The sequence below is a fragment of the Paraplanobispora siamensis genome (assembly GCF_016863175.1).
In the GTDB taxonomy this organism is placed as follows: domain Bacteria; phylum Actinomycetota; class Actinomycetes; order Streptosporangiales; family Streptosporangiaceae; genus Planobispora; species Planobispora siamensis.
This window is the reverse complement of the sequence record NZ_BOOJ01000033.1, coordinates 153247-172791: the sequence shown is the minus strand read 5'-3', so window position 1 is coordinate 172791 and position 19545 is coordinate 153247. Positions and strand designations below refer to the sequence as shown.

Annotated in this window: 18 protein-coding genes; 6 read left to right on the top strand and 12 right to left on the bottom strand. The window is 72.2% G+C overall.

What is annotated here, in order from left to right:
- Nucleotides 1-17: 17 nt before the first annotated feature.
- Both Psi01_RS21130 and Psi01_RS21125 read right to left on the bottom strand, forming a co-directional pair.
- Nucleotides 18-1646: an ABC-F family ATP-binding cassette domain-containing protein gene (locus Psi01_RS21130; RefSeq protein ID WP_204065778.1), complete on the bottom strand. Its 1629-nt coding sequence runs from the start codon at nt 1644-1646 to the stop codon at nt 18-20.
- Between the two features lie 324 nt (nt 1647-1970).
- Nucleotides 1971-2540 (bottom strand): TetR/AcrR family transcriptional regulator, encoded by a 570-nt coding sequence (locus Psi01_RS21125; protein ID WP_204065777.1) that lies wholly within the window; start codon nt 2538-2540, stop codon nt 1971-1973.
- Nucleotides 2541-2599: 59 nt separating this feature from the next.
- Here Psi01_RS21125 and Psi01_RS21120 point away from each other — a divergent pair, with 59 nt between their 5' ends.
- The 5 genes from Psi01_RS21120 to Psi01_RS21100 all read left to right on the top strand — a co-directional run bounded on the left by Psi01_RS21120 (nt 2600) and on the right by Psi01_RS21100 (nt 9049).
- Nucleotides 2600-4402, top strand: coding sequence for an AMP-dependent synthetase/ligase (locus Psi01_RS21120; protein ID WP_239127892.1), 1803 nt, complete (start codon nt 2600-2602; stop codon nt 4400-4402).
- A gap of 120 nt (nt 4403-4522) precedes the next feature.
- Entirely contained in the window at nt 4523-5629 is a 1107-nt protein-coding gene (locus Psi01_RS21115) for a hypothetical protein (protein ID WP_204065776.1), read from the top strand.
- A 2-nt stretch (nt 5630-5631) separates the two neighbouring features.
- Complete coding sequence (locus Psi01_RS21110) at nt 5632-6870, top strand: toxic anion resistance protein (protein WP_239127891.1); 1239 nt, start codon at nt 5632-5634, stop codon at nt 6868-6870.
- Nucleotides 6867-8414, top strand: coding sequence for a VWA domain-containing protein (locus tag Psi01_RS21105; RefSeq protein ID WP_204065775.1), 1548 nt, complete (start codon nt 6867-6869; stop codon nt 8412-8414). The genes Psi01_RS21110 and Psi01_RS21105 overlap by 4 nt, the downstream gene beginning before the upstream one ends.
- 17 nt (nt 8415-8431) lie before the next feature.
- A complete protein-coding gene (locus tag Psi01_RS21100; protein WP_204065774.1) occupies nt 8432-9049 on the top strand; it encodes a hypothetical protein in 618 nt (205 codons plus the stop codon).
- Here the strand turns inward: Psi01_RS21100 and Psi01_RS21095 are convergent.
- Nucleotides 8998-9414 (bottom strand): hypothetical protein, encoded by a 417-nt coding sequence (locus Psi01_RS21095; protein ID WP_204065773.1) that lies wholly within the window; start codon nt 9412-9414, stop codon nt 8998-9000. The two genes, Psi01_RS21100 and Psi01_RS21095, sit on opposite strands and share 52 nt — an antisense overlap.
- A 154-nt stretch (nt 9415-9568) precedes the next feature.
- On the opposite strand from Psi01_RS21095, the gene Psi01_RS21090 reads away from it, so the two are divergent.
- Nucleotides 9569-10153, top strand: a complete 585-nt coding sequence (locus Psi01_RS21090; RefSeq protein ID WP_239127890.1) for a hemerythrin domain-containing protein — start codon at nt 9569-9571, stop codon at nt 10151-10153.
- Nucleotides 10154-10289: 136 nt separating this feature from the next.
- Here the strand turns inward: Psi01_RS21090 and Psi01_RS21085 are convergent, their stop codons facing one another.
- From Psi01_RS21085 to Psi01_RS21045, 9 genes are all read right to left on the bottom strand, one after another.
- The gene (locus tag Psi01_RS21085; protein ID WP_204065772.1) at nt 10290-11498 is read right to left on the bottom strand and encodes a hypothetical protein; all 1209 of its coding nucleotides are present in this window, start codon (nt 11496-11498) and stop codon (nt 10290-10292) included.
- 151 nt (nt 11499-11649) lie between these two features.
- Complete coding sequence (locus Psi01_RS21080) at nt 11650-12432, bottom strand: polyphosphate kinase 2 family protein (protein ID WP_204065771.1); 783 nt, start codon at nt 12430-12432, stop codon at nt 11650-11652.
- A gap of 19 nt (nt 12433-12451) precedes the next feature.
- On the bottom strand, nt 12452-12889 hold the full coding sequence (locus Psi01_RS21075; RefSeq protein ID WP_239127889.1) for a protease inhibitor I42 family protein: 438 nt from the start codon (nt 12887-12889) through the stop codon (nt 12452-12454).
- 10 nt (nt 12890-12899) lie between these two features.
- A complete protein-coding gene (locus tag Psi01_RS21070) occupies nt 12900-13259 on the bottom strand; it encodes a hypothetical protein (protein WP_204065770.1) in 360 nt (119 codons plus the stop codon).
- A gap of 12 nt (nt 13260-13271) precedes the next feature.
- A complete protein-coding gene (locus tag Psi01_RS21065) occupies nt 13272-15290 on the bottom strand; it encodes a CehA/McbA family metallohydrolase (RefSeq protein ID WP_204065769.1) in 2019 nt (672 codons plus the stop codon).
- A 120-nt stretch (nt 15291-15410) separates the two neighbouring features.
- Nucleotides 15411-16037 (bottom strand): GTP-binding protein, encoded by a 627-nt coding sequence (locus Psi01_RS21060; protein WP_204065768.1) that lies wholly within the window; start codon nt 16035-16037, stop codon nt 15411-15413.
- Nucleotides 16018-16404 (bottom strand): DUF742 domain-containing protein, encoded by a 387-nt coding sequence (locus Psi01_RS21055; protein ID WP_204065767.1) that lies wholly within the window; start codon nt 16402-16404, stop codon nt 16018-16020. Before Psi01_RS21055 ends, Psi01_RS21060 begins: the two co-directional genes overlap by 20 nt.
- The gene (locus Psi01_RS21050; RefSeq protein ID WP_204065766.1) at nt 16401-16832 is read right to left on the bottom strand and encodes a roadblock/LC7 domain-containing protein; all 432 of its coding nucleotides are present in this window, start codon (nt 16830-16832) and stop codon (nt 16401-16403) included. Before Psi01_RS21050 ends, Psi01_RS21055 begins: the two co-directional genes overlap by 4 nt.
- Nucleotides 16833-16920: 88 nt before the next feature.
- Nucleotides 16921-19518 (bottom strand): sensor histidine kinase, encoded by a 2598-nt coding sequence (locus Psi01_RS21045; RefSeq protein ID WP_204065765.1) that lies wholly within the window; start codon nt 19516-19518, stop codon nt 16921-16923.
- Nucleotides 19519-19545: the final 27 nt, after the last annotated feature.

The following is a 19545-nucleotide window of genomic DNA, read 5'->3' as shown; positions in this document are numbered from 1 at the left end:
TATCGTGGGATAGATCCTTACACGTCAAACTCGATCGACTCCTCCGAGACGGTGCCTTGACGGTCGAGGACCAGCCTCCGGGTGATCCCCGCGGCCTCAAGGAACGGCAGGTCGTGGCTCGCCACGACGAGCGCGCCCCGGTAGGCCTCCAGCGCCTGGGCGAGCTGGCGGACGCTGGCCAGGTCGAGGTTGTTGGTCGGCTCGTCCAGCAGCAGCAGCCCCGGCGGCGGCTCCGCCGACAACAGCGCCGCCAGCACCGCGCGGAAGCGCTCACCGCCCGAGAGCGCCCCGGCGGGCAGGTCGGCCCGCCCGCCGCGGAACAGGAAGCGGGCCAGCCGGGCCCGGACCGCGTTGACCGAGGCCGACGGCGCGAACCTGCGGACGTTGTCCACCACGCTGAGCTCGTCGTCCAGCAGATCCAGCCGCTGCGGCAGGTACCCCACGCCGGGCACGCCCACCTCGACCGAGCCCGCCTCCGGAGCCAGCTCCCCGGCGATCGTGCGCAGCAACGTGGTCTTGCCGGACCCGTTGGGACCGAGCAGCGCGATCCGCTCGGGCCCCCGCACGATCAGCTCCTCCACCGTCGTCCCGCTCACGGTCCGCACGCCGGTGAGGGTCAGCACGGTCTTGCCCGCGGGCACGGCCGTCTCGGGCAGCCCGATGCGGATCGCGGCGTCGTCGCGCACGGCCGCCTCGGCCTCGCCGAGCCGCTCGCGGGCCTCGGCGAGCCTGGAGGCGTGCATGGTGCGGTGCTTGCCCGCCGCGACCTGCGCCTGCCGTCTGCGCTCCTGCATGATGATCTTAGGCTCGCGCTTCTGCTCGTACATCTTGTTGCCGTAGCGGGCCCGGCGGGCCAGCTTCACCTGCGCCTGCTCCCACTCGCGCTTCTGGCGGCGCACGTCGGCCTCGGCGGTGCGGACCACGCGCTCGGCCGCCTCCTGCTCGGCGGCGAGCATCTCCTCGTAGGCCGGGAGATTGCCGCCGTACATCCGCACCGCGCCGCCGGTCAGGTCGGCGATGGCGTCCACCCGCTCCAGCAGGGCGCGGTCGTGGCTGACCGTCACCAGCACCCCGGTCCACGACTCCACCGCGGCGTACAGCCGGCGGCGGGCGTCGAGGTCGAGGTTGTTGGTCGGCTCGTCCAGCAGCAGCACGTCCGGCCGGCGCAGGAACAGCGCGGCCAGCCCCACCATGACGGTCTCCCCGCCGGACAGCGTCGCCACCGTCCGGTCGAGGCCGACGTGGTCCAGGCCGAGCCGGTCCAGCTCGCCCCGGGCGCGCTCCTCGATGTCCCAGTCGTCGCCGACGACGGCGAAGTTCTCCGCGGAGGCGTCCCCGCGCTCGATCGCCAGCAGCGCGGCCCGCCGCTCGGCGATGCCCAGCAGTTCGGCGACGGTACGGGCGGTGCCCAGCGGGAGGTTCTGCGGCAGGTAGCCGACCTCGCCGGTGACGGAGACGGACCCCTCCGACGGGGTGAGCTCGCCGGCGATCAGCCGCAGGAGGGTGGACTTGCCCGAGCCGTTGACCCCGATCAGGCCGGTACGGCCGGGCGGGAACGCGGCGTCGAGGTTCTCCAGGACGATCGTGCCGTCGGGCCAGGCGTAGGAGAGGTCGTCGCAGACGATCGAGAATGACGGGAAAGACATGGGGCGGCTCCCAGAATGTGTCGTGATTTATCAGGACGTGATTTATCGGGACACAGGAACACCGCAGACGCGCACGCCTTCAGGGGAGACCGCGGGAGAAGAAAGGGCCGCGAGAAAGGCCGTCGCCGGGAAAGGGCGGGACGGGTCCGCTGAGGTCGGGCACGCCGGGCCGTCGCAACGGCTCACATGGCGCGGTGTCCGCAACCTCAGATCTCCAACGGACGCTCCCGGGGACGGCAGTACGACACGGGAAGGATACTGACGGGACCGGAGTGACGCCAACGGATTTTTTCCGGCGCCCTCCCCATGGACCGCCCGGCCGGGTCAGGGCCGCACGATCGCCCAGACCGCGTGCTCCACCTCGGGACGGGCCCGGCGCAGGTCGAACGTGGCCGGGGCGGCCAGATAGCGCCGGGCGCACTCGTGGACCGGGCTCATCACCACCGCGTCCAGCGCCCAGGCCGGGACCGCGCGCATCTCCCCCCGGGCCGTGCGCGCCCCGAACCACGTGGCCAGCGGCGCCATGACGCGCGCCTTGAAGGCGGCCGTCTCCTCCTCCGGCAGCACCCCGGCGGTCGAGGCCCGGTAGACGAACTCCGCCCTGGTCGGGTTGGCCGCGATCCAGTCGAGGAAGCGGCCGGCCAGCTCGGGCACGACGGCCTCGGCCGGGCGCTCGTCGAGCGCGGGGACCATCTCCCCGACCAGCTCGGCGAAGCTGGCGCGGTACAGCTCGGCGACGACGCCCCCGCGACTGCCGAAGTGGTGGTAGATGCTCCCGTTCGAGGCGCCGGAGACCTCGGCCAGCCTGCTGATCGTCATCGCCTCGAGGCCCTTGTCGGCCACGATTGCCAGCGCCGCCTCCAGGATCGCCTCACGCGTGGCAGCCCTTGCCATCGCTCCACCCCCGCTTGCTAGAGTAACGCTCTAGAGTGCCACTCCAATCGAGGTGCGTCATGAGCGTCGAATTCACCGGCTCCCTTCCCGCGATGCTGCGGAGCAGGATCCGGGCGACACCGTACACGGAGGCCTTCCGCCACCCCTCCGCAGGCGGGTGGGCCTCGCTCACCTGGTCGGAGGCCGGTGCGCGGATCCGCGCGCTGGCGCTGGGCCTGCGCGAGCTCGGCGCCGAGCCCGGCGTCCGGGTGGCGGTGCTCTGCGGGACCCGGATCGAATGGATCCTCGCGGATCTGGCGGTGCTGTCCACCGGGGCCGCGACCACCACGATCTACCCCTCCAACACCCCCTCCGAGTGCGCGTTCATCGCCGCCGACTCCGGCAGCGTGCTGGTCATCGCCGAGAACGACGACCAGGTGGCCAAGCTCCGCTCGGTCAGGAGCGAGATCCCCGCGGTCAAGCACGTGATCGTCATCGACGGCGAGGCGGACGAGGAGGGCTGGGTTCTCACCCTCGACCAGGTCGCCGCCTCCGGTGCGAAGACCGACGCGGCCGAGTACGACCGGATGGTGGACGCCGTCACCGAGGACGACCTGGCCACACTGATCTACACCTCCGGCACCACCGGCCGCCCCAAGGGGGTGGAGCTGACCCACCGCAACTGGCTGCAGACGGCCAGGGCGGCCGTCGAGATCGACCTCCTCACCCCCGACGACCTGCACTTCCTTTGGCTGCCGATGTCCCACTCGTTCGGCAAGCTGCTGGAGGCCGTGGTGATCGCGGCGGGCACGCCGACCGCGATCGACGGCCGCCTGGACCGCATCGCGGCCAACCTGGGCGAGCTGCGGCCCACCGTGATGGCCGCCGCGCCCCGGATCTTCGAGAAGATCCACAACACCGTGACCGCGACCGTGCAGAACGAGGGCGGGATCAAGCTCAGGCTGTTCCGCTGGGCGCGCGCCACCGGCCTGGAGGTCAGCCGCGCCCGGCAGGAGGGCCGTGCCCCGTCCGCCGCCCTGCGCGCCCGGTACGCGATCGCCGACCGGCTCGTCTTCGCCAAGCTCCGCGCCAGGTTCGGCGGGCGGGTGCGCTACTTCATCTCCGGCTCGGCGCCCCTGTCGCTGGAGATGGCGGAGTTCTTCGACGCGGCCGGGCTGCCGATCCTGGAGGGGTACGGCCTGACCGAGTCCTCGGCCGGCAGCTTCGTCAACCTGCCGGGGAAGGTGAAGTTCGGCACGGTCGGCCCGCCGCTGCCCGGCGTCACCGTGCGGATCGCCGACGACGGCGAGATCCTGATCGGCGGGCACGGGATCATGCGCGGTTACCACGGGCTGCCCGAGGAGACCGCCGAGGCGCTCCAGGACGGCTGGCTGCACACCGGCGACATCGGCGAGCTCGACGAGGCCGGGCGGCTGCGCATCACCGACCGCAAGAAGGAGCTGATCAAGACCTCCGGCGGCAAGTACGTCGCGCCCCAGCACCTGGAGGGCCGCATCAAGGCCGCCTGCCCGTTCCTGTCCCACGTCGTGGTCCACGGCGACCGGCGCAACTACTGCACGGCCCTGGTGACGCTGGACCCGGACGTGGTCACCGCCTGGGCCAAGTCCGAGGGCCTGCCCGAGGACCCGGCCGAGCTGGCCTCGCTGCCCGCGCTGCGCGAGAAGGTGCGGGTGGCGATCGACACGGTCAACGCCGGCCTGGCCAGCTACGAGACCATCAAGGACTTCGCGATCCTGCCCGCCGACTTCACCGTGGAGAGCGGCGAGCTGACGCCCAGCATGAAGGTCCGCCGCCGCGAGGTGGAGGACCGCTACAAGGACGTCCTGGACTCTCTGTACGACAAAGCGGTCAAACCAGCCTGAGGTATGACCGGAAAATGAACACGGGCTGAATTCTCCCGGATATCGCCCTGCAGGCGCCGCACCCCTTTTCCTGGCCTCCAATAATCCCCATTACAGGGGATTTTCAGGAAAAGGGGTGAAATGAAACGATCGATCGGCGTCGTCCTGGCGCTGTTGCTCGGCGCCGCGGTCGTGACGGCGGTCGTCCTCGGTAACGGGGACGGCGGCCCGGCCGTGGTGCGGGGTGTGATCGGATCGGAGAAGAAGCCGTTCTTCGACGACCCCAGGGTCCGCGCGGCGTTCGACAGGCACGGGCTGCGGGTGGAGGTGGACACCGCCGGCTCCCGGCAGATCGCGACCGAGGTCGGGCTCGACGACTACGCCTTCGCGTTCCCCTCCAGCCTGCCCGCGGCGGAGAAGATCAAGAAGGATCGGGGGGTCTCCCGGGTCTTCTCCCCCTTCTACTCGCCGATGACCGTGGCGACCTTCCAGCCGATCGTCGAGGTGCTGACCGAGGCGGGGCTGGTGCGCGACTCCGGGCGGGGCTACCAGGTGCTCGACATGGCCCGGTATCTGGAGCTGGTGGCCGAGGGGGCCCGGTGGGACAGGTTCCCCGGCAACACCGCCTACCCGGCGCGCAAGCGGGTGCTGCTGACCACCACCGACGTCAGGACCTCCAACTCCGCGGCCATGTACCTGGCGATGACCAGCTACGTGGCCAACGGCGAGGACGTGGTCACCACCGCCGAGCAGGTGCCCGGGGTGGCCGAGAAGGTCGCGCCGGTCTTCCTCGACCAGGGCTACTCGCAGTCCTCGACCGAGGCGCCGTTCGAGGACTATCTGGTGATGGGCTCGGGCAAGACGCCGATGGTCGTCACCTACGAGGCCCAGTACCTGTCGCGCCTGTTCTCCGGCGACGGCTCGATCACCCCCGAGATGCGGCTGCTCTACCCCGCGCCCACCGTGCTCAGCAAGCACACGCTGGTGCCGCTCACCGAGCAGGGCGGCGAGGTCGGCCGGCTGCTGACCGAGGACCCCGGGCTGCGCCGCCTGGCCGCCGAGCACGGCTTCCGCACCGCCGATCCCAAGACCTTCGCGGACCTGGTCGCCGAGCGCAGGGCCGCCGTCCCCCGCGACCTCGTGGACGTGGTCGAGCCCCCCGTCTACGAGCGCCTGGAACAGCTGATCACCGCCATCGACCGGCTCTACGCCGGCGGCGCCGTACCGCAGGCCGAAGGAGGATCCTGACCGTGGCTCACGACACGGCCGCGAACACGCCCGGGGACACGACGGGCCGCGGGGGCGCGGACACCACCGGCGTCGGCCTCACGCCCACCCCGCCCGACCTGACGCTCACCCCGCCCACGCCGGTGACCGCCGTCCCCGCCGAGCGCGCCGCGACCATGCTGCCGCTGCCCGACGGCCGCGCCGACGAGCTGGCCGCCAAGGCCCGGGACTTCGCCGCGGAGCTGGCCGGGACGGACCCCCGGGTGCCGGAGTTCACCCGCAAGGTGCACGACATCTCCTCGATGGGCGGCTCGGAGATCCGCGCCGCCTCCCAGGTGGCCAACCGCATGCTCAAGCGTCCCGTCGCCGCCCTGGCCTCGGCCAAGGGTGAGGCGGCCGACGCCCAGAGCCGGGTGGCCGGGCAGCTGGCGGCGCTGCGCCGTACGGTGGTGGACCTCGACCCGAAGCAGGCGGCGAGCGGGACGCGCAGGCTGCTCGGGCTGATCCCCTTCGGCGACCGGCTGCGCGACTACTTCGCCAGGTACCAGAACGCGCAGAAGCACATCGACGACATCATCCGGGCGCTGAAGTCCGGCCGGGACGAGCTGCTGAAGGACAACGCCGCGATCGAGGGCGAGAAGGCGAACCTGTGGGAGGCGATGACCCGCCTGCAGGAGTACGCGGTGATGGCCGCCGCACTGGACGCCGCCCTGGAGGAGCGCCTGCTCCATCTGGAGGCCGCCGACCCGGACAGGGCGACCGCGCTGCGCTCCGACGCGCTGTTCACCGTACGGCAGAAGCACCAGGACGTCCTCACCCAGCTGGCCGTCTCCGCCCAGGGCTATCTCGCCCTGGACCTGGTCCGCAAGAACAACCTGGAGCTCATCAAGGGCGTGGGCCGGGCGACCACCACGACGGTCGCCGCGCTGCGCACCGCGGTCACGGTGGCCCAGGCGCTGGCCAACCAGAAGCTGGTGCTCGACCAGATCGGCGCGCTCAACGCCACGACGAGCGACCTGATCCTGGCCACCAGCGAGATGCTGCGCACCCAGGCGGGCGCCATCCAGAACCAGGCGGCCTCCACCACGGTGGACATGGACTCCCTGCGCCGGGCCTTCGACAACGTCTACGCCACCATGGACATGATCGACTCCTTCCGCGCCCAGGCCGTGGAGAGCATGGCGGTCACCGTCCAGAGCCTCGGCGGCGAACTGGAACACGCCAGGACCTACCTGGAGCGGGCCGCGGAGGAGGGCCGATGACCGCCCGGCCGTTCCTGGGAGCGGCGCTGGCGCTGGCTCTCGTGCTCGGCCTGGCCGCGTGCGGGCCCGACGACATCGGCGATGATCCGGACACCCTGCGGATCCTGGCCGGCAGCGAGGTCAAGGACCTCGAACCCCTGCTGTCCCGATCCGGGCTCAAGGTGAAGATCTCCTACACCGGCACCCTGGACGGCGCCGAGCAGGTGGCCGGCGGCGGCGCCGACGGCAGGTACGACGCAGTCTGGTTCTCCTCCAACCGCTACCTGTCGCTGATCGACGGGGCGCCCGCCCGGCTGTCCACCGAGACCAGGATCATGGTCTCCCCCGTGCTGCTCGGCCTGCGGACCGCCAAGGCCCGGGAGCTCGGCTGGCAGGACGGCAAGGCGAGCTGGAAGCAGATCGCCACCGCCGCCCGGGAGGGGAAGTTCACCTTCGGCATGGCGAACCCGGCCTCGTCCAACTCCGGCTTCTCCGCGCTGGTCGGCGTGGCCGCCGCGCTGTCGGACGCCGGGGAGGCCCTCGACGCCGCGCAGGTCTCGGCGGTCACGCCGGAGCTGAAGGAGTTCTTCTCCGCCCAGCGGCTGACCGCGGGGTCGTCGGGCTGGCTGGCCGACGCCTACGCCCGGCAGGGCGGGGTGGACGGCATCGTGAACTACGAGTCGGTGCTGCTGGGCTTGAAGGACCTCACGCTCGTCTACCCGGAGGACGGCGTGGTCACCGCCGACTACCCGCTGACCCTGCTGGCCTCCGCGCCGCCGGAGAAGCGGGAGCTGTACGGCAGGCTCGCCGCCTGGCTGCGCACGCCGGACACGCAGCGGGAGATCATGACCACCACCCACCGGCGGCCGGTCGTGCCCGAGGTCGAGCCCGGACCGGAGTTCGGCACGGCGCCGCTGCTGGAGCTGCCCTTCCCCAACCGCAGGGCCGCCGCCGACCAGCTGATCACCGCCTACCTCGACGAGGCGCGGGTGCCCGCGCACGCCCTGTTCGTGCTGGACACCTCCGGCTCGATGCAGGGCGAGCGCATCGAGGCGCTGCGCGAGGCCCTGGTCATGCTGACCGGCGCCGACCGCTCGGCCTCCGGGACGTTCTCCCGGTTCCGCAGCCGCGAGACCGTGACCATGATCCCGTTCAACGACGGCGTCGAGGCGTCGCGCACCTTCACGCTGCCCGCGGGCGACCCCGGACCGGTGCTGGAGGAGATCGAGGGGTACGCCCAGGGCCTCGGCGCCGACGGCGGGACCGCGATCTACGACGGGCTGCGGGCCGCCTACACCGAGAGCACCCGGGCCGACCCGGACCACTACACCTCGATCGTGCTCATGACCGACGGCGAGAACACCGACGGCGCCTCGCTGGAGGACTTCGAGTCCCTGTACCGGACGCTGCCCGAGGGGCGCCGGCCCCGGACCTTCGTCGTGCTGTTCGGGGAGAGCGACGTGGAGGAGATGAACGCGGTCGCCGAGCTGACCGGGGGCGCCGTCTTCGACGCCCGCGACGGCTCGCTGGCCGCGGCGTTCAAGGAGATCCGTGGCTACCAGTGAGCGGGGAGGCCGCGCACATGCTTGACCGGGTGGTCGGGTACCTCGGCTCGACCAGGAACATCATCGGCTGTGCGCTCGCCCTGGCCGGCCTGCTGGCGCACTTCCTCGGCCTGGCCGGCGCGTTCTGGCCCGTGGTGGTGGCCGGGTTGTACGGCGTGGGCGCGCTGCTGGCCCCGGCGGACCGGACCCGGGCGGCCGTCTCCTACGCCGAGGCCGAGACCGGCCCGCTCCGGGCGGAGCTGGAGGCGCTGCTGGGCCGGGTGCGCGGCTCGGGGCGCTTCCCGGTCGACGTGGTGGCACGGGTCGAGGCCCTGGCCGAGGTGATCGCCGGGGTGCTGGACCGGGCGGAGGCGCTGACCACCTCCCCCGACCACCTGCACGTCGTCTCCCAGACGATCCGCGACTATCTGCCCTCGGGCCTGGAGGCCTACGCCAACCTGCCCCCCGCCTACGCGCTCACCCGCCGCGGCGACCGGGAGCGCAGCGCCCACGAGGAGCTGCTGGTCCAGCTCGACCTGCTGGACTCGGCCCTGCGCACGGTGGCCGAGGCGGTGCACCGGGGCGACGAGCAGGCCCTGCGCGATCAGAGCCGCTTCCTGCGCGACCGCTTCGGCCCCTCCGCCCTCGACCTGTGACCTGAGGCCCGCCAGACGGCGATCCAGGCCGCCTCGGCGGCGGCGTCGAGCAGGTAGGTGGGGCGGATCCGCCCGCTCGGCACGTAGATCAGGTCGATGGCCAGCAGGGTCGCCGAGGTGGCGATCCCGATCCGCCGGGCGTGCCGGACGCCGCCGGGCTCGCCCGCGGCGCGCAGCTGCGACCAGCCCACCCCGACCAGCAGCCCGGCCACCGTACGGACCAGCCAGTCGTCCTCCTTGGGGCCGAAGACCTTCTCGAAGCTGGGCAGGTGCACCAGCGGCCAGACTCCCGACAACACGTTGAACACTCCGTGCGCCCGGGCGAGCGCGGCACCGCCCGGGTCCTTCGCAGCGTCGTCTCCCATGGCCCGCCGATGCCCGATTGTCATCCCGGCAAACCCCCCGCCGAGCAGGGGGGCGGCGGCCGCCGTGAGGCGGACCCCGCCACCCTCCTGGTTTCTCCCCGGCGGGGCGGGTAGGCCACGCCTGCCGGAAGAAGTCTGAAAAAAGGAGATCGACATGGTCAAGGCCCACCCGCGCCCCGAGGCGATGGAGGAGAACGACGTCGTCGACCTGCTGCTGGCCCAGCACTCCCTGATCAGGGACATGTTCGACGAGGTGGAGAAGGCCTCGGCCGCCGAGCGGCCGGAGGCCTTCCAGCGGCTGGTCCGGCTGCTGGCGGTGCACGAGACGGCCGAGGAGGAGATCGTCCACCCCTACGCCCGCAGGAAGCTGGACGGCGGGGACGCCGTGGTCGACGACCGCCTGGCCGAGGAGCACGAGGCCAAGCAGCTGCTGATGAAGATGGACCAGGCCGGTCCCGAGGACCCGCAGTTCATGGAGAACCTGCTGCTGCTGCGCGCGGCCGTGGAGGCGCACGCCCGCAGCGAGGAGCGCTACGAGTTCCAGAAGCTGCGCGCCTACGCCTCCGACGCCGAGCGCCGCGCCATGGCGGCCGGGGTCAAGGCGGCCGAGGCGATGGCCCCGACCCACCCCCACCCGGGGACCGAGTCGGCGACCAAGAACCTGCTGATCGGCACGCCGGTCGCGATGATGGACCGGGTCCGCGACGTGATCCGCCAGGCGATGGGCAAGCAGGGCTGAGGCGGTATCCGCCGGGCGCCGCATCCAGCGCGGCACCCCGGCAGGCGGCCCCGGCAACGCGCCGGACACGGCAGGGCCCGCGACCTCCGGACGAGGTCGCGGGCCCTGCCGTGTCGGCGCCCGGGGGGAGCGAGTGTCAGCGGTCGGCGCGCAGACTGTGGACGGGGTGCGGCCCGTCGGTCTCGTGCCGGTACTCCCGTCCGGCCTTGTTGCGGTTCTCGACGATCACCTGCTCGCTGGGCGCCTGGGACGCGTCGCCGCCGTGGATCGCCTCCTGCATCTGCTCGAAGCGCTCGTGCATGTCCTGCACGTAGCCGGTGCCGATCGTGGTGAAGTCGATCTGCGTGGCCAGCAGCTCTCGCAGGTAGGCCTTGTTCGGCTCGAAGGTCACCGGGGCCGGCAGCTGCGGGGCGACGACCTCCTGGGGGTCGCGGCCGTCGTGCCGCTTGAACAGCTCGGCGGCGATGCGCAGGTGCTCCAGCTCCATGTTGAGGTGCAGCTCCCAGATCGCCTTGACCTTCGGGTCGGACTCGGTCTCCATGAAGGAGTGGTACATGTAGCACTCGTTGTACTCGTGGTTGAGCAGCATCTCCCACCAGGTCTCGCCCGGGTCCACCAGTGACTCGTAGTGGGTGACGTGCTCCTCCTCGATCAGCCCGATCTCCTGGTAGAGCTGGCGGGCGATCGGCTCCATGTAGGTGGGGCCGACGTTCATGTAGAAGTTCATGGTCTGCTGCTCGGCGGCCATGATGGTCAGCGCGTGCAGCTTGGAGATCGGGGCGGCCGCGGTCTTGTCGTACGGCTCGCGCAGGTTGTCGATCGGGTTGCGGTGGTGCAGGTAGGTGGGCCGGCCCGGGGTGACCTCGGTGAGGTTGTCGACGATCTTCTCCGCCTTGCGGTGCTCGATCATCTCGTACAGGTTGGCGTAGCGGTACAGGTGGTCGAAGTCCTCCAGCACGCCGAACTGGTAGGCCTGCTTCAGGTAGGGGTCGGGCTCCATCCGGGCCACCCACGCGGTCAGGTCGACCGCGACCTGCTCGTAGGCGATCGTGGTCTCCAGCACCGAGGCCAGACCGGGCAGCAGCCAGTTGACCACCTTCTGCTGCTGGGCCTCGATGTAGCGGACCTGGGCCAGCTGCTGCTTGACCAGCGGATCCGGGCAGTGCCGGGCGAACTGGTGACTGAACAGGATCGCTTCGACCTCGATGCCGTTCATGGCGATGATCCGGCACCGGGTGTAGGGGTCGGCGTGGTCGGGGTCGATCGGCGTGACGTTCAGCTCGCGCCAGTTGCGCAGCTGGCGGTCCAGCGGGATACCCCGTTCGCGCAGCGGGTTGAAGGTCATGCGTGCTCTCCTCGTTGATTGACCGGCACGGACTGCCTGCCGTACCCCGTTCGGGAGAGCCGTACCGCCCGGCGCCCGCCCCGCCGCGAGGGCGGGCGCTCCCGGCTGGTCAAGACCGAGAAAAATCATCGTCCCCGGCAGGCCCGCCGGGTCAGTCGTCGTCGGCGGAGCCCGGCGCGGGGTCGCTCAGGTCGTGCCCGCGCTCGGTCAGCTCGGCCTCGATCGCGGCGCACACGGTCTCCACCACGGCGACCCGGGCGTAGCGCTTGTCGTCGCCGGGGATCACGTGCCAGGGGGCGTCCGGGTGGTCGGTCCGCTCCAGCATCTCCTCCACCGCGACCTCGTACTCGGCGCGCTTGTCGCGGTTGCGCCAGTCCTCGTCGGTGAGCTTCCAGACCCGCAGCGGGTCGCCGGCCCGGTCCTGGAAACGGCGCAGCTGCTCCTCCTCGGAGACGTGCATCCAGAACTTGACCATGATCATGCCCTCGGCGGCGAGGGTGCGCTCGAACTCCACGATCTCCCCGTAGGCGCGCGACCACTGCTCCTCGGTGGCGAAGCCCTCCACGCGCTCCACCAGCACCCGCCCGTACCAGGAGCGGTCGAGTACGGCCATGCCGCCCCAGCCGGGCAGCACGGGCCAGAAGCGCCACAGGAAGTGGTGACGCTTCTCGTCGTAGGTCGGGGCCGCGAACTGGGCGACCCGCACGTGCCGGGGGTCGAGCGGGCGGACCAGCCGCTTGATCGCCCCGCCCTTGCCGGAGGCGTCCCATCCCTCGAACACCACGCACAGCGGGGGGCCGATGCGCTTGTCGCCGATCTGCCCGCCGAGCATCAGCCGCAGCCGCAGCAGGCGGTGCAGCGCGGCGTCGAGCCGCTCACCGGCGGCCTTCTTCGGGAGCTTGGCGGACAGATCAACTTCAGCCAGTCGTTTCATGCTCCAAGCGTCGCATGTTTCACTTCACGGTGATCCGGAAGACCGCGTCTCCCGAGTAACGCCTGCTCTGCTCGTCGGCGGGGACGCGGTCGGCCGCGCAGCGCCAGCAGTTGGTGAGCGTGACCATGGTCGTGCCGCGCCGCTTGGCGTTGAAGACGAAGTAGCGGGTGCCGCCCGACCCGGCCGCCTCGGACGGGCCCTCGTACTCGTCGCTGATGAAGGAGGCCACCTTCACGTCCGGCAGCGGCCCCATCCGCCAGCTGTCGCCGATGGAGGCGTTGTCCTCGACGGCCAGGGCGAAGCGCGCGCCGGGCGTGAGCTCCACCTCGGCCGTCCTGCCGACCCCGCCCTCGACGATCTTCCCGTAGTGGGAGACGGCCGAGCCCGCGCCGCACCCCGTCCCGCCCGCCACGACCAGCGCCGCCGTCAGCAGGGCGGCCGCCTTCCGGTATCTCACGGGGACCAGGCTATCGAGGCGTCCCCTCGGTGCCGTCCCGCTCCTCCAGCGGCGCCCAGGGGAACAGGCGGCGCAGGGTGGCCTCGCTCAGCTCGGGCGGCGGGGTGAAGGGCAGGCCGAGACCGAGGCAGGCGTCGTAGGTGTGCACGAGCATCTCGTCGCACGCCACGCCCGCGAACCCCGAGACGTCGGCCATGCCGTACGGGTGCCAGCCGCGCGTCCCCTCGGGTGCGCCCCGCGCCACCCGGGCCAGCACCGTGGCGAAGACCTCGACGGTGGCGCTCAGCTCCCCCGGCGGGCTCTCCGGGCGCACCCGCAGGTCCATGGTGCTCAGCTCGCGCTCGCCCGCCGCCAGGTCGTTCGCCTCCATCGGGCGATCATGTCAGAGGCGGCCGCGGTAGACCTCGCGGGCCCGGTCGTACAGGGCCAGGTGGTCGGCGAGCTGCTCCTCGCTCTCGAACCTGCCCTCCTCGCGGACCAGCGCCTCCAGCCCGTCCAGCCACTCCAGGCACCAGCGGACGTCCTCGGGGCGGGCCACGTGGCGGCCGTCCACATCCAGGTAGACCGGGCTGGTGTGGGCGTGCACGCCCGTGGGGTGGAAGCTGCGCTCGTGCGGCCCGCCGCAGACGACCGCGACCACGTAGGTCGGCTCGTCCACGGCCAGCTCGACGGTCAGCCAGCCGCCCGAGCCCTCGGCGAACACCCCGTCGGCGGTGCGGATCTCCAGCCGCTCCACCTCGGGCCCGACCGTCCTGACGGTGATCGTCACCCGGGCCCCCGGCCGCACGTCCAGCGTGTCGCCGGGGCCGTGCCCGTCCACGGTCAGCTCCACCCACGGCCCGGTGGTGGCGAAGGTACGGCCCCGCCGTACCGCCTCGGCGAACGAGGCCGCGGTGAGCGTGCCCTGCACCCGGGCGTAGACCCGCTCCCAGCCGGGCGGGCTGGACTGGCTGCCCCGGCGGGCGAAGGAGACCATGCTGTCGGTCCCCGCGGTGACCGCCAGCCGGTTGCCGGCCCCGATCAGGCGCCGGTAGACCAGCGCGGTGGCCTCCACCGAGGAGTGGTTGAGCACGTCGAGGCTGTCGACGAGGCCCAGCGCCGCGTCGGCGACGATCTCCCGGGAGGAGCAGTTGCGCCGCCACAGCAGCACCTTGTCCGGGCCGTCGGTCTCGGCGAACGGGACGTGGAAGGGGTGGCTGTAGCCGGTGATCGCCCCCAGGTCGCGCAGCTCCCGGCAGGCCTCGCTGTTGGGCGGCCAGTCGGCCGTGCCCAGGAAGCCGGTGTGGAAGCGGGAGGGCGGCGCGCCGGGCCCGAAGGCGTAGAAGTGGCCGAGCAGGTCGTTGCGGTACTCGACGCCGATCCTGGCCAGGTGGGTGGCGTCGGACCAGGGCAGGTCCCGGCCCGCCCAGTGCTCCAGCGCCTCGGCGTCGTAGACCCGTTCGGAGGAGACGTTCCCGGCCACCAGGTTGAGCACGTGCAGGTCCTCGCCGTGCTGCATGGCCGCCGCGAGCGCGGGGGTGCCGACCATGTCCCCGGCCCAGTTGAGGTGGACGTGCATGTCCCCGCCGTACCAGCCCTTGGCCGCCGCGTCGTAGAGCCGCCGGGGGGCGAGCTCGACCAGCGTCTCCCGCCCCGCGACGGGCGTCACCTCGGCCTGCGCGGATTCGTACTCCATGCCGCGCGAGACGCGGACCGTCAGCGGCTCGGCCGGGACCTCCAGCACCACGTCGTCGCCGTGGAAGTAGGGCAGCACGTGGGCGTCGCGCCGGTGCGGGGCGTCCTCGGGGTACCAGCCCTGGCCGTGCTCGCCGTACACGCTCCACCGGCACGGCAGTCCCGCGCGCAGCCGCAGCCGGGCGGGGACGGCCGGGCGGGTCAGGGCCGCGAGGTCGACCGGCTCGCCGTCGGCGACGACCCGGGCGGCCGAGGTGACCTCGACCAGGCGGGCGCCGCGCGGGCCGATCTCGTGGGCCCGGCCGTCCACCAGCACGGTCGCCGGTTCCTCGCGGGCCGAGTCGATCAGCAGCGCCGTGCGCAGGGTCCGCCCGGGCAGTACGGCCTGCGCCTTGGCCTCCAGCTTGACGCCGTCCCCGGTCAGCCGCAGCGCCGCGAGGTTGTCGAGCACCTCCCCGGCCAGGACGTTGCGGATCACCTCGTCCATGTCGAGCGCGGCGAGGTCGTCCTCCAGCTCCCTGAGGTCGGCGCCCGGGTTGCGCGCGGCGGCCATGCCGTAGCACACGCCCCAGAAGTCGCGCGGGCCCATCAGGTAGGCGTCGGTGGCCATGGACTTCACATAGAAGATGGGGTCCTCGCCCCAGGTGACACCGTGCTCCGCCAGCAGCTTGCGATAGTCGTCCAGTGCCCGGGCCATGGCCGGGGACGTACTCGGATCGTCACACATGGGCGTCTCCGCGCATCAGTCCTTCCATGATCGCCGTTATGGTGACATGACGAACACACAGCGCTAGAACCCCGCCTGTCAGACGGGTGTGTTTTTCTCCACCAAGGTAGAGAAATATCCCTACTTGATGGTCTCCAGCTGCCCCGGGCCGGAGGGGGATTTGCCGAGCCGCACCTTCATCGCGTGCTCCACCAGGGTGATGAGGACGTCCTTGCCGGAGGCCCGCCTGCGCGCGTCGCAGAGCATGACCGGGACGTCGGGAGGGAGGGTCAGCCCGAGCCGTACCTCGTCCAGGTCGTAGCGGCGGGCGCCGTCGAAGCAGTTCACCGCCACGATGAAGGGCGTCTGCCGGCGCTCGAAGTAGTCCAGGGAGGGGAAGCAGTCGGCCAGCCTGCGGGTGTCGGCCAGCACGACCGCGCCCAGCGCGCCCAGCGCCAGCTCGTCCCAGAGGAACCAGAAGCGCTCCTGGCCCGGGGTGCCGAACAGGTAGAGGCGGTAGGCGTCGCCGATGGTGATGCGGCCGAAGTCCATCGCGACGGTCGTGGTGGCCTTGCCCTCCACGCCCGACAGGTCGTCGACGCCGACGCTGCGGTCCGTCAGCGTCTCCTCGGTGCGCAGCGGCTCGATCTCGGAGACCGCGCCGACCAGGGTGGTCTTGCCCGCCCCGAAGCCCCCGGCGACCAGGATCTTGATCGCCTTGGGCAGGACCGCCTGCCCGGCGGCGCGGCTAGAGCGCACGGAGTCCATCGAGCACCGCCCTGTACATCCTCTCGTCTTGCATGTCCGTCTCCGACTGTGGTTCTTGCAGGGTGACGAGCCCGTGGTCGAGCAGGTCGCTGAGCAGGACGCGGACGGTGCCCGCCGGGAGGTCGACGTGCGCCGCGATCTCCGCCACCGACTGCGGCTGCCGGCACAGGCGCAGGATGGCGTGGCACTCCGGAGTCACGCCCAGCTCCCCGGGGGACGGGGCGCGGACGGTGACCGCCAGGGTGATGAGGTCGAACCGGCCGCGGGTGGGCTCGGTCCGGCCGCGGGTGAGGACGTACGGCCGGACGATCGGTCCCGCCTCCTCGCCGATCCACTGGGCGTCGGGATGCTCGTCGCGAGGGTTCATCGCAGAGCGTCGCCCCCGTCGGCGGAGCCCGCCGTCCGTGCGGGCGAGGTGAGGTACTGGCCGACCCGGGTGACGAGCATGGCCATCTCGTAGGCGACGAGGCCGACGTCGGCGTCGTCCGCGCAGAGCACCGCCAGGCAGGCGCCCTTGCCCGCGGTGGACACGATCAGGTACGCCGAGCGCATCTCGATGATGGTCTGGCGCACCGCGCCGCCCCTGACCCGGTCGCTGACCCCCCTGCCCAGGCTCTGGATGGCCGAGCCGACCGCGGCCAGGTGCTCGGCGTCGGCGGGGTCGAGTCCCGCCGAGGCCGCCATCAGCAGGCCGTCGGTGGAGAAGACGATTCCGTGCTCGGCTTCCGTCACGCGTGTGACCAGGTCGTCCAGCAACCAGGCCAGATCGGTGGCGGGTCCTGTTCCCTGCACCACTCGTTGTCCTCTTTCTGCCGGCCGCCACCGGGTTCCGGCGGCTCGTCGGCGCGGGGTCTCGTGCGCGAATCGCGATCATCGTCCGGGGTCACATGGGTGGCCGATCGTCCTGCGCGCGGTCACCCCCCTCGATCAGCAGCTGCGCCGCCTCGGAGCGGCCCCGGCGGGTGCCGGCCTGGAAGGAGGAGAAGGCCGCGCGGATCTCCTCCGGCGAGCGCTCGTCGTCGTCCCCGCCCTCCTCCTGCGCCGGCGGGGGCACGGCCTCCTGCTCGCGCAGGGGCTCGGCGAGGTGGGTCTGGGGCACGCGCCTCGGCAGGCCGCCGGGGGTGTGGCTGGTGTCGGGCACCGGCATGATCGACGGCGCCGACGCCGGTGGCGCCGGTACGGACTCCGCGCTCACGTTCCCTCCCTGGACCGGCCCGGGAGCGGGCCCGGACGCCGCCGGCCCCTCCGGGCCCACGTGCGCCGTGGCCATCGGCGTCTGCGGGTTCACGTGCGCCGTCATCGCCGGCACCTCCGAATTCACCGACGCCGTGGTCATCGGCGCCTCCGGCCTCACGTACGCCGGCGCCGTGCCCGTGCCCGGGTGCGGGTGCGGGGCCCGGCCGGGCACCTCGGCGGGCTGCGGGGGCGGCTGGGCGAGCGCCGTACGGGCGCCCTCCCCGACCGCCGGACGGACTCCTTCCGCGACCGCCGGACGGGCGTGGGCGGCGTCCGCGTGGGTCCGGAGGGTCTCCGCGCGGGCGGCGGCCACGGCCGGCTCCGCGGGCCGCGTGCCGGGGACGCCCTCTCCGGCGGGGACGCCGCCGTCGCTGATCAGCCCCTGCGGGATCAGGACGATGACGGTCGTGCCGCCGTACGGCGAGGCCTTGAACGTCACCCTGATGCCGTGCCGTTCGGCCAGGCGGCTGACCACGTACAGTCCCAGGCGGGCGTTGCCCGACAGCTTGAGCTCCGGCGGGTTGGCGATGCGCTCGTTGGCCGCGGCGATGTCCTGCGGGCCCATGCCCAGGCCCCGGTCCTCGATCTCCACCGCGTACCCGTGGGCCACGACGCTCCCGCTGACCTTGACCGTCGTGTAGGGCGGCGAGAAGGAGGCGGCGTTCTCGACCAGTTCGGCCACCAGGTGGATGACGTCGCCGACGGCCCGGCCGTCCAGCGACACCTCGCCCATGGGCAGCACGTCCACCCGGGTGTAGTCCTCGATCTCGGCCAGTGCGCCGCGCACCACGTCGAGCATCGGGACCGCCTCCCGCCAGGCGCGGCCCGGGGCCGCCCCCGACAGGACGAGGAGGTTCTCCGCGTAGCGGCGCATGCGGGTGGCCAGGTGGTCCAGCCGGAACAGGTCCCGCAGCTCCTGCGGGTCCTGCTCGCGCCGCTCCATGGCGTCCAGCACGTTCAGCTGGCGGTGCACGAGGCCCTGGGTGCGGCGGGCGAGGTTGCGCAGGATGTCGGCGATGTCGCGCCGGAGCTGGGCCTGCTCGGCGGCCACCTTGATCGCGGTCTGCTGGACGGCGTTGAAGGCCCTGCCGACCTGGCCGATCTGGTCGTCGCCGAACTCCAGCGGCGGCGCCTCGGCGGCCACGTCCACGTGCTCGCCGTGGCCGATGCGGTCCACCACGCCGGGCAGCCGCTTGTCGGCCAGCTCCCAGGCCGCGGTCCGCAGCTTCTCCAGCTGCTGGACCAGTGCGCGGGCGGTGGTGATGGCCAGGACGACCGAGGCGATGACGGCGACCAGGCCCAGGCCGCCGGCGAGCACGAGCCGGACGATGACGCCGGTGGCCACCGGCACGGCGCGCTCCACCACGCCGCTGCCGGCGGTGAGCACGGTCTGCGCGAACCTCGACAGCGCGGGCTGGGCGTCGCCGCTCCACTTGACCGCGTCGACCAGCCCGAGCGCCACCGCGTTCCGGTTCTCGATGAGCAGGTCCTCCATGGCGGCCAGCCGGACGAACTGCTGGCTGTCGGCCATCTTGCGGTAGGCGTCCTGGTCGGCGGCCGGCAGCTCCGCCACCGCCTGGCCGAGCATGAAGCGCCGGGTGCCGACGATCTGCGTGAAGCGGACGCGGTCGTCGTCGCTGAACCGTCCGGCGGTCAGGGCGCCCATCACCAGGGCGTCCTCCTGGGCCAGCATGTCACGGGCCCGGTTCATCGTGATGAGCGTCCGGGTGTCCTTGGCGAGTTCGTCGTCGTCCAGCGTGGCCAGCGAGTCGTAGACGCGGAAGACGGCGTCGACGACGCCGGTGAACGCCGCGATCGTCCGGGTGCGGTCCGCGCGGCCGTCGTCGATCGCCTTTCGCATGGCCTCCAGGCCGTCCAGCAACCGGATGGTCTCGGCGATGCGGCGATCGAGGGCCGCGCTCCCCAGCAACTCCACGCCGTTGGAGGAGGTGCGCCTGCGGAAGTCGGCGCCGGCCTCGTTGGTGCGTTTGCGCTGAGCGGTCAGCGCCTCCGACCGGGCCTCCGTTCCCGGCTCGCCGAGCATGATCGCGGTGAGTCTGCGCTCGGCCTGCAGTTCGACGATGAGCCGCTCGCCGGGCTCGGCCACATCGGAGTTGAGCGTGGCCACGCCCAGCATGTTCACACCGTCACGGACGGTTACCCAGGCGGTGAATGCCCAGAGTGCGGTGAGTGACACCAGAAGCGCCGTGACCTTGGTCCGCAAGCGCGCGTTGCGCAAGCGCATGGCATCCACCCCGAGAACAGGAAAAGA